Genomic DNA, 12,589 nt, shown 5'->3' with positions numbered 1-12,589 from the left:
GTGGGCGCCGGGCGCTTCGGGCGGGAGCACGGCGCGGTGGGCCGCCCAAGTGGCCAGGTGGCCGCCCGCGGAGTGGCCGAGCACCACGACGCGGCCGGTATCGAGGGCCGGGTCCATGCCGTCGAGCGCGTCGATCGCGGCGGCGACGTCGAGGAAGGTGCCGGGCCAGCCGCCGCCGGGCTCCCCGATCCGCCGGTACTCGACGTTCCACACTGCGTAGCCGCGGGCGACGAGGTCGTCGGCGACGTCGGTGATCTGCCGCCGGTCCCACATCGCCGTCCAGTACCCACCGTGGATGAGCACCACCACGGGGAAGGGCCCGTCGCCCTCGGGCAGGTACAACTCCCCCACCTGCGACGGCTCGGGACCGTAGGCGACGGTCCGCACCCGCCGGGGGCCGTCTTCGGCGTCGTCGTAGCGCACACCGCGTTCGGCGCCGACGAGCGAGCCGATCGTGGCGAAGAAGGCCGCGATCTCGGGCAGGTTGGCGCCTTTGGCCTTCGACTCGTCCCACGCGGCGTCGTCGGTCCACTCGACGAAGTCCAGCCAGGTCCGCTCGTCGAGGCGGACCAGGCGCGCGGAGAGAAAGCCGCGCCGGTCGGCGCGGAAGGCCGCCACCATGCCCGGGCGCGCGGCCAGCATCGCCCGGGTGTTCTCCGGGTGCACGGTGAAGCTGGTCAGCTCGATGACCGACATCGTCGACTCCTCCAGTCGTTAGTCCAGATTTATGATAGTAATAGATCGTGACTAACTTTGGCGCTGTGGCGCGCGACACCCCGGCGAGGGCTGAGCCCACCGACAGCGTGAGCCGCCTCGTCCGGCTGGCCCGGCTGGCGGGCGAGGTCGACGTCCGGTGCCTGCTGGCCGGGAGCTTCACCCTCGACAACCCCGCGGCCGCGCCCGGGATCGTGCCCTTCCACCTGGTGCTCGACGGCCGGTGCACGGTGACGTCCGGCGCCTCGGCCGTCCCCATGGAACCCGGGGACGTCGTGCTGCTCCCCCACGGCGACGCGCACCGAGTGCTGGCGACCGCGGGGCCCCAGCTCCCCGTGACCGAGGAACCGGGCCTGGTGTTCGCGACGCACCGGACGCCGGGCGCCGAACCGCAGCTGGACCTGTTCTGCGGCCACTACCGGTTCGACCAGGGGGCGGGCGCGCTGCTGTTCCGCCTGATGCCGCCGCTGGTGCACGTCTCGCTCGACGCGCCCGCGCGGACGCTGGCCGAGGTGCTGCGCGGGGAGGCGCGCAGCCCGGGCCCCGGGACGTCGGCGATCATCGCGGCCCTGCTCGACGCGCTGCTGGCGATGGTCCTGCGCAGCCGCCCCGAGCAGCGGCCGGAAACCGCCGGCCTGTGGACGGCCCTGGGCGACGACGTGCTCGGCCGGGTGCTGGCGGCCGTGGTCGAGCGGCCCGGCGAGGCGTGGACGATCGACCGGCTCGCCGCCGACGCGGCCGTGTCGCGGGCGACGTTCCTGCGCCGGTTCGCCGCCCGCACCGGGACCACGGTGGCCGCGATGGTGACCGCGATCCGGATGATGGTGGCCGCGGACCTGCTGAGCCGCGGCGAGCACTCGGTGACGCGGGTGGCCAACGACGTCGGCTACCGGTCGGAGTCGGCCTTCGGCCAGGCGTTCCGGGCGGCGCTGGGCACGACCCCGGCGCAGTACCGCCGCGACGCCGTGGCCCGGCGCTGAGCCGATTCCGACGGAAAACGAGCCGATGACGCGTGGCCGGCCCGGGCCGCCCGCCGAATGATGAGCGCATGGTGGACACGCACTTCGACCTGCTCGTGATCGGATTCGGGAAGGGCGGCAAGACGCTCGCCGCGACGATGGGACGGCTCGGCAAGCGGGTGGCCATGGTCGAGCAGTCGGCCCGGATGTACGGCGGGACGTGCATCAACATCGGGTGCGTGCCGACGAAGGCGCTCGTCCACCACGCCGAGCACCCCGGCGCCGGCACGCCGGGCGAGCGCCACCGCAAGGCCGTGGCCGACACCCGCGCCTTGACCAGCACCCTGCGCGGCAAGAACTTCGCCATGCTCGACACGATCGACACGGTCGTGGTGATCACCGGCCGGGCGGAGTTCCTCGACCCCAAGACGGTCCGGGTCACGGCCGGCGACGACGTGCTCGAAGCTCGCCGCCGACACGATCGTCGTCAACACCGGCGCGGTCCCGGTGCTCCCGCCGGTCCCCGGGCTCGACGCGAGCGCGCACGTGCTCACCAGCACGGACCTGATCGACCTCGACCACCTGCCGAAGCGGCTGGCCGTCCTCGGCGGCGGGTACGTCGGCGTGGAGTTCGCGTCGATGTACGCCCAGTTCGGCAGCGCCGTCACGGTGCTCGACGCGGGCCCGCGGATCCTGCCGCGCGAGGACGAGGACGTCGCGGCGGCGGTGACCGGGATCCTGCGCGACGCCGGGGTCGAGTTCGTCCCCGGCGTGCGGGTGACGGCGGTGCGTGACATCGACAACGGCGTCGAACTCAGCTACGAAGCCGACGGCCGGACGCACACGCTGGCGGCCGACGAGCTGCTCGTGGCGACCGGCCGCGTCCCGGCGACCGAGGGCCTGCGCCTCGACCGCGCCGGAGTGCGGACCACGGCGTCCGGCTCGATCGAGGTGGACGAGTACCTGCGCACGAGCCAGCCGCACATCTACGCCGTCGGCGACGTCAACGGCGGCCCGCAGTTCACCTACATCTCCCTCGACGACAGCCGGATCGTCGCCGACCAGCTCACCGGGGGCGGACGGCGGTCTACGCTGGACCGGAAGTTCGTGCCGTACACGGTGTTCACGAGCCCGGCGCTGTCCCGCGCCGGGCTCACCGAACGCGAAGCCGTCGAACGGGGACTGCCCGTGAAGGTCTCCCGGAAGGCGGTGGCGGACATCGCCGGGATGCCCCGGGCGAAGATCGTCGGCGAAACCCGCGGGCTGATGAAGTTCGTGGTCGACAGCGTGACGGACGAGGTGCTGGGCGCGGCGCTGCTGAGCGTCGACTCCCAGGAGCTGATCAACGTCGTCGCGCTGGCGATGCGCCACGGCGTGACCGCGAGCGAGCTGCGGGACGCCATCTACACGCACCCGTCGTCGACGGAGGCGTTCAACGAAGTCCTGGCGGCCCCGCCGGCCCGCCGGGCGTGACCGGACGGAGAAGTCCCGCGATGCCCTTCATCACCACCACCGACGGCGTGGAGATCTTCTACAAGGACTGGGGAACCGGGCAGCCGATCGTGTTCAGCCACGGCTGGCCGCTGTCCTCGGACGACTGGGACACGCAGATGCTGTTCTTCGCGACGAACGGCTACCGCGTCATCGCCCACGACCGCCGGGGCCACGGCCGCTCGTCCGACGTCGCCGACGGCCACGACATGGACCACTACGCGGACGACCTGGCGGCGGTGACGGCCCACCTCGACCTGCGCGACGCGGTCCACATCGGACACTCGACGGGCGGCGGCGAGGTCGTGCACTACCTCGCCCGCCACGGCGAGGACCGGGTCGCCAAGGCGGTCCTCATCGCGGCGGTCCCCCCGCTGATGGTGCAGACGGAGGCCAACCCGGGCGGGCTGCCGAAGAGCGTCTTCGACGACCTGCAGGCCCAGCTGCTGGCGAACCGCTCGGAGTTCTACCTGTCCCTGGCGGCGGGCCCGTTCTACGGCTTCAACCGGCCCGGCGTGGAGACGTCGGAGGCGAAGGTCCGCAACTGGTGGCGCCAGGGGATGATGGGCAGTGCGAAGGCGCACTACGACGGGATCGTCGCTTTTTCGCAGACGGACTTCACGGCCGACCTCGAGAAGATCACGGTGCCGACGTTGGTGATGCACGGTGATGACGACCAGATCGTTCCGTACGCCGACTCGGGGCCGCTGTCGGCTCGGCTGCTGCGCAATGGCACGTTGAAGACGTATTCGGGTTTTCCGCACGGCATGCCGACCACGCACGCCGACACGATCAACGCCGACCTGCTGGAGTTCATCCGGTCGTGACACTGCCGGGACGGCGAAGGTGACGATCCGCGGGCCCGGACCGCGGGCCCGCGGATTGTTCACCTTCCGTTCACCTCCACCGGTCAGCACGTTCAGGTGAGTTGGCGATCGTTCATCCCGCGTGCACTTCTGCTCCACACACCGGGAGGCGATCATGCTCGACAGCGTCGGCATCGTGGGTGCGCTCGCCACCGCGGGCGTGGTCGTCCGGCAGGTGCTCATCCTCGCTATCGCGCTCCGCGGCACGAAACCGGGCGAGCGTCCCGCGATCATCCGCGCCTTGACCGAGTTCACCCACCGGGAGCGACGGCACCGGCCGTATACGCGGTGTTGACGCGCGGCTCGTAGCCTGGTGGCGCCGGCGATGTTCGAGGAGCTGCGGTGCACCACGCCACTTGGTCCACTTCCGACGTCCCCGCGGGACAGGCCGCCGATTACTGGCGGGACCTCGTGTGCGCGACCTTCGTGCGCGTCCGGGTGGATCCGCTGGCGCGTGCCGGGTTCGCGGGCACCGTCAGTCACCGGGACCTCGGCGCCCTCGGCGTCTCGCGGCTGGCCGCCGGGCCGCAACGGGTGCGGCGGGATCCCTCCCTGATCGCCTCCGGTGACGAGTACGTGCTCGCCAACCTGCAGCTCGACGGGCAGGGCCTCGTCACCCAGCACGGCCGGACCGGCGTCCTCACGCCCGGTTCGCTCGTGTTCGTCGACAGCACCGAGCCCTACACCATGGAGTTCACAGACCACTTCGCGCAGCTGGTCGTGCGAGTGCCGCGAGCCCAGCTGCCGCGGCGCGACCTGCACGCCGCGACCGCCGTGACGCTGTCCGGCACCGGTCCGGCCGGGGTCGTCGCGAACTTCCTCGCCGGGCTTTCCCGGCTCGATCCCGCGCCCGCCCGCGACCTCGCCTTCCACGCCGTCGGGCTGCTCGACACCGCACTCGGCTGGGCCGCCCGGCCGGCGTCCCCGGTGGACGGCGGGCTCGGGTTCGTGCGCGAACGGGTCCGGCAGTTCCTGCGGCGGAACTTCACCGACCCCGCGCTGGACGCCGACAGCGTGGCGGCCGCGTGCGGGGTCTCCCGGCGGACGCTGTTCCGGGCGCTGGCCGGCGGTGAGTCGTTCGGGACGCAGCTGCGCCGCCTGCGCGTCACCCGCGCTCAGGAACTGGTGCGGGCGACGCCGTCCCGGCCCCTCGACCTCGTCGCCGGAGAATGCGGGTTCGGGGGTGCCGCCCAGCTGCACCGTGCGTTCAAGGCCCTCACCGGCGTCACGCCCGCGGCCTACCGCGCTGGCACGGACCGTCAGGAACCCGGGCACTGATCGCCGGTCCGCGGCCGCCCCGCGCGGGCATGCTGCGACCATGTCCGAACACCCCGCTTTCGGCGGCCGCCTGCTGATCGGTGCCGCCGGCTCGGCCGCCGTCGCCCTGCTGCCCGTCTTCGTCTCCGCGCTCCGCGGCTCCTTCACCGGCACGGTTTCGGTGCTGATGACCCGCACCGCGACGCGGTTCGTCCCCGCCTCGACCGTCGCGTTGTTCGCCGACCGGGTCGTCACCGGCGACGACCCGGCGACGTGGGCCCGCGCGAACCACCAGAGCCTGGTGGCCGAGCACGACCTGCTCGTCGTCCTCCCGGCGACGGCCAACCTGCTGGCGGCCGCCGCGAGCGGTGCGGCACCCAACCTCCTCGGCGCGGCGATCCTGGCCGCCACCCGGCCCGTGGTGTTCTTCCCGGTCATGTCCGCCGAAATGTGGGCGAACCGGGCGGTGCGGCGCAACGTGGCCCAGCTGCGCGAGGACGGCCACCTCGTCGTCGACCCCGCGACGGCGCCCCGCTACGACGTGGCCGCGGGCGGCTTCGTCGAGAGCCCGGCCCCGCCCGCGCCGCCCGCGTTCGTGGACGTCGTGCGGGATCACCTCTCCCGGTGACCGCCGCGGTTCCGGGCCGCCTGCAAGGACTCGCCGAGCGTCCCGAGCGCGACGCCCATCAGCACGATGTCCTTGAGCAGGAACTGGCCCGGCTGCGCCGAAAGCACCGGGAAGCCGTGGGCGAACGTCACCACCACGCCGGGGGTGGTGACCAGGAAGCTGAGCGTGCCCAGGAACAACACGACGGCCAGCGCGCTGCCCACGGCCGACCAGCGCGGCGCCACCGGCCGCAGCGCGATCAGCACGGCCGCGGCGATCTCCGTCGTGCCCAGCGCGTACGCGACCGCGTGCACGCTGAGGAAGTCGTAGAGCCAGCTCATGAGGAAGCTGTGCTCGATCAGCACCCGGCTGTCCATCTTCACGTACTTGCCGCCGCCGATCCACGCCAGCACGACGACCAGTCCGTATCTGCTCAGGATCCGGCCGGCGGCGAGGAACCTCGCCGCCGCGGTTCCGGTCGACGTGGTCGTGCTGACACCGGTCGTCATGCGGCGGAATCCTTTCGGTGCGCGGAGATGGCACCGCTGACCGTAGCGCCGCGGCCTCGCGCGAAGATCATTTCCCCGGGTTCGTTCACCACTCGGTAAGAACTCACCGGGCGTCAGCCGACGGTAAGGGATTCCCGCCGGATTGTGGCGCAGACTACCCACCAGTCGATCTCCCTCGGAGGTGCGTCACCGTGCAGAAGACAGAAAATCCGCGTGTGTCGAGGTGGGCGAACTGGACGATCCCCGCCGTCGCGGCCGGGTTCGCCCTGCTCGTCGCGGCCGGGGCCCGGGTCGCGGCCTTCTTCGCCGAATCCATGATGAGCGGCGTCGCGCTGGTCGGGTCGTGGCTGATCTTCGCCGTCGGCCTCGCCTACGCGGTCGTCCGGCTGCGGCCGCGGCTCGGCGCCGCCCTGCTCGTCGGGTTCGGTGCCGGTGTGCTGATCGTCGGCTTCTTCACCGGCATGCGGATGCTCGCCTGAACCCGCGGTCAGGATTCCGTAAGGAGCGGAAACCATTGCGGCGGGCCGGGAATCGTTACGTTCGCAGCATGGCAAGCGTCTTCCGGACCGGCGTGACGGTCCTCTTCTCCGCCGTGTTCCTCGCCGCCTGCACGACGTCGCCCGCCCCGCGCGCGGCACCGGGCACCGCCGCCTGGGCGCCGTGGCCGTCGGCGCTGCACGACGCCCGGCATTCCGGTGCGTCCACTTCGGACGGTCCGACGACGGGCCGGGTTCGGTGGCACCGCAAGCTCGAAGGCGCCGTGACACCCGGGCCGGTCGTGGGCGCGGACGGCACGATCTACGCGGCGTCGAACGGCGGAGTGCTGCACGCGCTCGACCCCGCCGACGGCCGGGACCGCTGGACCTACGACTCCGGCACCACCGACGGTGGCGACCTCTCGATCTCGCCGCTGCTCCTGCCCGGCGGCACCGTGCTGTTCCCGGCGGGTGCCCAGCTGGTCGCGCTGTCGCCGACGGGCCGGAAGCTGTGGACGGCGAAGCTGCCGGGCCGGGCGACCTCGCCCGTGACGGCCACCGGCGACCGCGTGTACGTCGGCGACGTGACCGGCACCGTCACCGCGAAGGGCCGCCTCTACACCACCGCCGACAACGCACTCGTCGCCATCGACGACAAGGGCTCTTCGTCCGCGATCGCCTGGCGTGCCGACCCGCACGACGACCTGGTCGAGGTCTCCGCGGGCCTCGCGCCGGACGGGACCGCCCTGCTCGGGACCAACGGCCACGACGAAGGTGCCTACCGCCTGGCCTACGTCGCCGACCACAGCGGGACCGTCCACGTCTTCGACGTCGGCGCGGGCCGGGAAACCGGGACCTTCGGCCGGGTCGGCGCCCAGATCTGGAGCTCGACGGTCGTCGACCGCGCCTACCGCCTCTACTTCGGCGGGCAGAACGGCCACGCCTACGGCTTCGGGGCCGACGGCACCCGCCTGTTCGACGTCGACCTCGGCGGCCCGGTCGACAGCTATCCCGCTCTCACGGCGGACGGCGCGCTGGTCATCGGCAGCCGCGACGGGCTCCTGACCACGATCGGCTGACACCCGGCCGGACGGCCGCGCCTCTTGCACTGCCCGGGCCGCCGACGCATCATGACGCGATGAGCGGCCCGCGGCCCGTCGGACCCGCCGACGTCTGGTCCACGTCGGCGGTCACCGCCGCGCGCGCGTTCGAATACTGGCGGGACCTCATCTGCGACACCTTCGTCCAGCTGTCCGCCACCCCCACCGCGGCGGGCCCGTTCGACGGCCACCTCGTGCACGCCGACCTCGAGTCCTTCGAGATGACGACGGTGGCCGCCGGCGGGCAGCGGGTCCGCCGGACACCGCGGCTGATCGCCCGTGCCGGGGAGGAGTACCTGCTCGCCAGCATCCAGACGCGCGGCCGCGGCCGCGTCGAGCAGGACGGGCGCGTCGCCGAGCTGGTGCCCGGCGCGATGGCGCTCTACGACAGCACCCGGCCCTACACCCTGCACTTCGACGCCGCCTTCGAGCAGGTCGTCGTGCAGGTGCCGCTGCGCGGGCTGCTCGCCGAAGCCGGGCTGCGCGACGCGCGGGGCGTCACCGCGGTCCAGCTGGGCGCGGACAGTCCCGCCGGGGTGGTCGCCCAGTTCTTCCACGGCCTCGCCCGCCTCCAGCGGACCGACCCGCTCGCCGCGTCCGCGCTCGCCGCGCAGGGGCGCGGGCTGATGGCGTCCGCGCTGACCCTCTCCGCCGGCCGGGTGCCGCGCGGTGACGTCCTGACCCGCCACCGCGTCGAGGCCTTCCTGCGCGCGCGGCACGCGGATCCCGACCTCACCGTCGACGACGTCGCCCGCGCGTTCCTGATCTCGCGGCGGACGCTCTACCGGCTGTTCGACGGCACCCCCGGCGGGGTGGGCACGGTCCTGCGGCGGATCCGCGTCGACCACGCGAAGTCGTTGCTGCTGGCCGATCCCGGGCGGCCGCTCGAGGCGATCGCGGGCGCGTGCGGGTTCGGCGGGGAGCGCCAGTTCTACCGGGTGTTCCGGGCCGAGACCGGCCTGACCCCGGGCCGGTTCCGCGGCACGTCCGGTCAGTGAGGCGGCACGCGCTGTCGGTCCGGGAACGGGGCTGAGCGGCCGATAGTGAGCCCGTACCAGTCGTGACTCACTTCGGAGGCTTGCCGTGACCGAGCAGGTTCGTGTTGCCGTCGTCCAAGTTGAACCCCAGTGGCTGGACCTGGCCGCCGGGGTCGAGCAGGTCGTCGAGCTCATCGCCGACGCCGCCGCCGGCGGTGCCCGGCTGATCGCCTTCCCCGAAACTTTCCTCCCCGGCTACCCGTGGTGGATCTGGCTCGGCTCACCCGCCTGGGGCATGCAGTTCGTCCCCCGCTACAGCGCGCACTCGATGACGCGCGACGGCGCCGAGATGACCCGGATCGCGGCCGCCGCGGCCGAGCACGGCGTGCACGTCGTCCTCGGCTTCAGCGAGAACGCCGGCGGCAGCCTCTACATGGCGCAGGCGTTCATCGACGACACCGGGCACGTGCTTTCGGTCCGCCGCAAGCTCAAGCCGACGCACGTCGAGCGCAGCGTGTTCGGTGAGGGTGACGGCAGCGACCTGCAGGTGCACGACACGAAGCTGGGCCGCCTCGGCGGGCTGAACTGCTGGGAGCACTTCCAGCCGCTGACCAAGTACACGATGTACAGCCTGGGCGAGCAGATCCACGTCGGCTCGTGGCCGAGCTTCTCGGTGTACCGCGGCGGCGCCAAGGCACTGGGCCCGGAGGTCAACACCGCGGCGAGCCTCGTCTACGCCGTGGAGGGCCAGACTTTCGTGCTCGCGCCGTGCGGCGTGGTCGGCGACGCGGCCATCGAGACGTTCTGCGACGACGACGTCAAGAAGCAGCTGCTGCTCAAGGGCGGCGGGTTCGCACGGATCTACGGGCCCGAAGGCAGCGAGCTGGCGGCACCGCTGGCCGAGACCGAGGAAGGGCTGCTGTTCGCGGACCTGGACTTCTCGCTGATCGCGATCGCCAAGTCCGCCGCCGACCCGGTGGGCCACTACTCGCGCCCGGACGTGTTCCGGCTGCGGGTCAACCTCGGCGCCAACCCCCGGATCGTCCACAGTGGAGCGGAGCAGCCGGAGCCGGAGTTCGAGGACGTCGAGCTCGTCGCGGCGGACGGGGCGTGACAAGCGTGGAGTCCGCGATCCCGGCGCACCTGAGGGCCGACCGGACCCGGCCGACGCGCAAGTCGGCCGCGTTCCGGCCCCCGTACCCGTCGTTCTCGGCCCGGTTCGCCCCTTCGGTGCGGCAGGTCGTCATGGCGTACTTCGGGGTGCAGCACCCTTCGGAGACGCCGCCCCCGGTCGCCGAGAAGGCGTTGGCGCGCCTGGCCGGGGCCGCGGGTTCCGCGCACCGCGAGCGCGCGCGATACGTCGACGAAGCCGGCTACCACACCACTGTGGAGATCCGGTACTGGACGGACCCCGCCGAGTTCTCGGCGTGGCTGGCCGACCACGACTTCTGGACCGCGGGCCCGGCGAGCCCGGACGCCGGGTTCTTCCTGGAGGTCGTCCAGCCGACCGTCCGGCGGTTCGAGACGCTGTTCTCCAACGACCGGCGGGAAGGCATCGGCGTCGCGGCCGAGGGACTGAGCGGCGAGATCCGGGAACACGGGTACTGGGGCGGGGCGCGCGACCGGCTGCCGCTGGCGCAGACGGACCCGCTGGACGCGGCCGGGACGGTGTCGGCGGGCTTCTCCGGCGACCTGGTGACGGTGGTCCCGAACGGCAACCTGTGCCTGATCCGCTCGGGTCAGGAGTGGACGGAGACCGACGGCGACGAACGCCGGATGTACCTGGCGGAGGTCGAGCCGGTGCTGCGCGCGGGCATGGACTTCCTCCGCGACGACGGCCGGTCGGTCGGCTGCTACGCGAACCGGTACCTGCGGGTGCTGGCCGAGGACGGCGGCGAGACGGACAAGACGTTCGGCCTGAGCTGGTGGCGGAGTCTCGAGGACCTCGAAACCTGGGCCGAGTCGCACCCGACGCACGTCGCCATCTTCCGGGCCGCGCTGAAGTACCTGTCGACGATGGGCCCGGCCGCGCGGCTGCGGCTCTACCACGAGGTGACGGTCGCCGAGCAGGGTCAGACGCGCTTCGAGTACCTGGGCTGCCACCCCGGGACCGGGTTGCTGCGCGCGGTGGCGTGACCGCGCCGGGCCCCGTTCCCCGCGCCGGGGAACGGGGCCACTGTGGACGGCAGCGCAGCTCACCTGCAGGTCGATGCAGGAGTAGAACGCGTTGGCCGTGTCGGCGATGTTCCACACCGCCAGCACCTTCTGGCGTCCCGTGTGGCCGCCCAGGTTCACCTGGTGCGAAACGGTTTCCGGCGGCTGCTGGTTGTTGCCGCTGATGTCGGCGACCTTCTCGTTGCCGATGTAGTACTCGTAGTTCGCCGTGCGGTGGCGGGCGGTGAACGTCCAGGTGAAGGTCACCGTGCGGCCGACCGGCGTCGCGTGCCAGCCCTTGTTGTCGTCGTTGAGCTCGGCGAACTGGGACAGCCCCGCGTTGCAGGACTTGAGGCCCTTCGGCCCTTCGACGCTCTGGGGCTCGTACTTGATGTTGCCGCAGGGCACGGTGCCCTGGGCGCACTGCGCCTGGCGGCTGGCCGGGGAGTTGACGTAGCCGTGCGCGCTCGCGATGCCGGCGGGGTTCACCACCACCAGGACCGGGGCCAGGAGTGCGCCTGCCGCGGCGGCGACCAGTTTCCGGTTCATTCCAGCTCCTTCGGGGACAGGCTCGCTTCCCGCCGCCGGGCACGGCGAAGCCGCGGCCCGTGCCTCGGTGGAGGCCCGCCGCGTCGGGAAGGGGTTTCGAGCGAAGGAAAATTGTGGTCTAGACCATACGTCGGATCGTTACGCAGGTCAACAGATGGCAAAGTCTTCGTCGATGTTGGTAAGACGCCAACCGTCACCCGGTGTTCCGGTCAGCGGGACCGGTTGGGCCGGACCGGTCGCCGGCCGGTGCGCGCCTGCCTCTAGGATTCCGCCGGTGACCACCTACGACGACACGTTCGAGCACCTGGACGCCGCCGCCCTGCCGCCGCGGCAGCAGCAGATCCTCGTGGCGATCCGGGACTGGGTGGTCCGCCACGGCTACTCCCCCAGCACCCGCGAACTCGGCGAGGCCGTCGGCCTGCAGTCGACGTCTTCGGTGTCGAAGCACCTGGCGAGCCTGGAGGACAAGGGCTTCCTGCGCCGCGGCGCGACCGTCTCGCGGCCGATCGACGTGCGCGCGTTCCTGCACGGCACCGCCGCGCCCGAAGACGGCGACTCGGTCCCGGTGCCCGTGGTCGGCGACATCGCCGCCGGCTCGCCGATCTCCGCGGTCGAGCACGTCGACGACGTCCTCAAGCTGCCGCGCGACCTCACCGGCCGCGGGAACGTGTTCGGGCTGCGCGTGCGCGGGGACTCGATGATCGACGCCGCCATCTGCGACGGCGACATCGTCGTGGTGAAGCAGCAGACCGAGGCCCATTCGGGCCAGATCGTCGCGGCGATGATCGACGAGGAGGCGACGGTCAAGGTGTACCGCCGCCGGTACGGCCACGTGTACCTGGAGCCGCGCAACCCCGCCTACGACGTCATCGACGGCGACCGCGCGACGATCCTCGGCACGGTCGTGTCGGTGCTGCGCAGCGTCTGACC

The 12,589-nt window shown here is 72.3% G+C and carries 13 protein-coding genes and 3 pseudogenes; 13 read left to right on the top strand and 3 right to left on the bottom strand.

The window, feature by feature from the left end; all coding sequences use genetic code 11:
* Positions 1 to 87: 87 nt before the first annotated feature.
* Positions 88 to 642 (bottom strand): annotated as a pseudogene (locus QP939_RS51995) (alpha/beta hydrolase family protein); the annotation flags it as partial.
* Between the two features lie 119 nt (positions 643 to 761).
* On the opposite strand from QP939_RS51995, the gene QP939_RS36960 reads away from it, so the two are divergent.
* The 7 genes and pseudogenes from QP939_RS36960 to QP939_RS36930 all read left to right on the top strand — a co-directional run bounded on the left by QP939_RS36960 (position 762) and on the right by QP939_RS36930 (position 5,915).
* Positions 762 to 1,694: a cupin domain-containing protein gene (locus QP939_RS36960; RefSeq protein ID WP_285451041.1), complete on the top strand. Its 933-nt coding sequence runs from the start codon at positions 762 to 764 to the stop codon at positions 1,692 to 1,694.
* 68 nt (positions 1,695 to 1,762) lie between these two features.
* Positions 1,763 to 2,050: pseudogene (locus QP939_RS51990) on the top strand (FAD-dependent oxidoreductase); the annotation flags it as partial.
* A gap of 130 nt (positions 2,051 to 2,180) precedes the next feature.
* The gene (locus QP939_RS36950) at positions 2,181 to 3,146 is read left to right on the top strand and encodes a dihydrolipoyl dehydrogenase family protein (protein ID WP_285451039.1); all 966 of its coding nucleotides are present in this window, start codon (positions 2,181 to 2,183) and stop codon (positions 3,144 to 3,146) included.
* A 20-nt stretch (positions 3,147 to 3,166) separates the two neighbouring features.
* A complete protein-coding gene (locus tag QP939_RS36945; RefSeq protein ID WP_285451038.1) occupies positions 3,167 to 3,991 on the top strand; it encodes an alpha/beta fold hydrolase in 825 nt (274 codons plus the stop codon).
* A gap of 154 nt (positions 3,992 to 4,145) precedes the next feature.
* The gene (locus tag QP939_RS36940; protein WP_285451037.1) at positions 4,146 to 4,325 is read left to right on the top strand and encodes a hypothetical protein; all 180 of its coding nucleotides are present in this window, start codon (positions 4,146 to 4,148) and stop codon (positions 4,323 to 4,325) included.
* Positions 4,326 to 4,372: 47 nt separating this feature from the next.
* Positions 4,373 to 5,308 carry an AraC-like ligand-binding domain-containing protein gene (locus QP939_RS36935; RefSeq protein WP_285451036.1) on the top strand — a complete coding sequence of 312 codons (936 nt, stop codon included), beginning with the start codon at positions 4,373 to 4,375 and terminating at the stop codon, positions 5,306 to 5,308.
* 40 nt (positions 5,309 to 5,348) lie between these two features.
* Complete coding sequence (locus tag QP939_RS36930; RefSeq protein ID WP_285451035.1) at positions 5,349 to 5,915, top strand: flavoprotein; 567 nt, start codon at positions 5,349 to 5,351, stop codon at positions 5,913 to 5,915.
* On the opposite strand, the gene QP939_RS36925 is transcribed toward QP939_RS36930, so the two are convergent.
* Entirely contained in the window at positions 5,900 to 6,403 is a 504-nt protein-coding gene (locus tag QP939_RS36925; protein WP_285451034.1) for a YkgB family protein, read from the bottom strand. The genes QP939_RS36930 and QP939_RS36925 overlap by 16 nt on opposite strands.
* A 191-nt stretch (positions 6,404 to 6,594) precedes the next feature.
* Between QP939_RS36925 and QP939_RS36920 the strand changes: the two genes are divergently transcribed.
* The 5 genes from QP939_RS36920 (at position 6,595) to QP939_RS36900 (ending at position 11,092) form a co-directional block, all read left to right on the top strand.
* On the top strand, positions 6,595 to 6,882 hold the full coding sequence (locus QP939_RS36920; RefSeq protein WP_285451033.1) for a hypothetical protein: 288 nt from the start codon (positions 6,595 to 6,597) through the stop codon (positions 6,880 to 6,882).
* A gap of 68 nt (positions 6,883 to 6,950) precedes the next feature.
* Positions 6,951 to 7,958, top strand: coding sequence for an outer membrane protein assembly factor BamB family protein (locus QP939_RS36915; RefSeq protein WP_285451032.1), 1,008 nt, complete (start codon positions 6,951 to 6,953; stop codon positions 7,956 to 7,958).
* Between the two features lie 59 nt (positions 7,959 to 8,017).
* Complete coding sequence (locus QP939_RS36910) at positions 8,018 to 8,977, top strand: AraC-like ligand-binding domain-containing protein (protein WP_285451031.1); 960 nt, start codon at positions 8,018 to 8,020, stop codon at positions 8,975 to 8,977.
* A gap of 85 nt (positions 8,978 to 9,062) precedes the next feature.
* Complete coding sequence (locus QP939_RS36905; protein ID WP_285451030.1) at positions 9,063 to 10,070, top strand: carbon-nitrogen hydrolase family protein; 1,008 nt, start codon at positions 9,063 to 9,065, stop codon at positions 10,068 to 10,070.
* Positions 10,067 to 11,092, top strand: a complete 1,026-nt coding sequence (locus tag QP939_RS36900; RefSeq protein WP_285451029.1) for a phenylacetaldoxime dehydratase family protein — start codon at positions 10,067 to 10,069, stop codon at positions 11,090 to 11,092. The genes QP939_RS36905 and QP939_RS36900 overlap by 4 nt, the downstream gene beginning before the upstream one ends.
* Positions 11,093 to 11,218: 126 nt before the next feature.
* On the opposite strand, the pseudogene QP939_RS36895 reads toward QP939_RS36900, so the two are convergent.
* Positions 11,219 to 11,659 (bottom strand): annotated as a pseudogene (locus QP939_RS36895) (lytic polysaccharide monooxygenase auxiliary activity family 9 protein); the annotation flags it as partial.
* A 274-nt stretch (positions 11,660 to 11,933) separates the two neighbouring features.
* Between QP939_RS36895 and lexA the strand changes: the two are divergent.
* Positions 11,934 to 12,587: a transcriptional repressor LexA gene (gene lexA / locus QP939_RS36890; protein ID WP_285451028.1), complete on the top strand. Its 654-nt coding sequence runs from the start codon at positions 11,934 to 11,936 to the stop codon at positions 12,585 to 12,587.
* The last annotated feature ends 2 nt before the right edge of the window (positions 12,588 to 12,589 follow it).

Source organism: Amycolatopsis nalaikhensis, assembly GCF_030264295.1.
GTDB lineage: Bacteria > Actinomycetota > Actinomycetes > Mycobacteriales > Pseudonocardiaceae > Amycolatopsis > Amycolatopsis nalaikhensis.
This window is presented reverse-complemented; position numbering and strand designations above follow the sequence as displayed.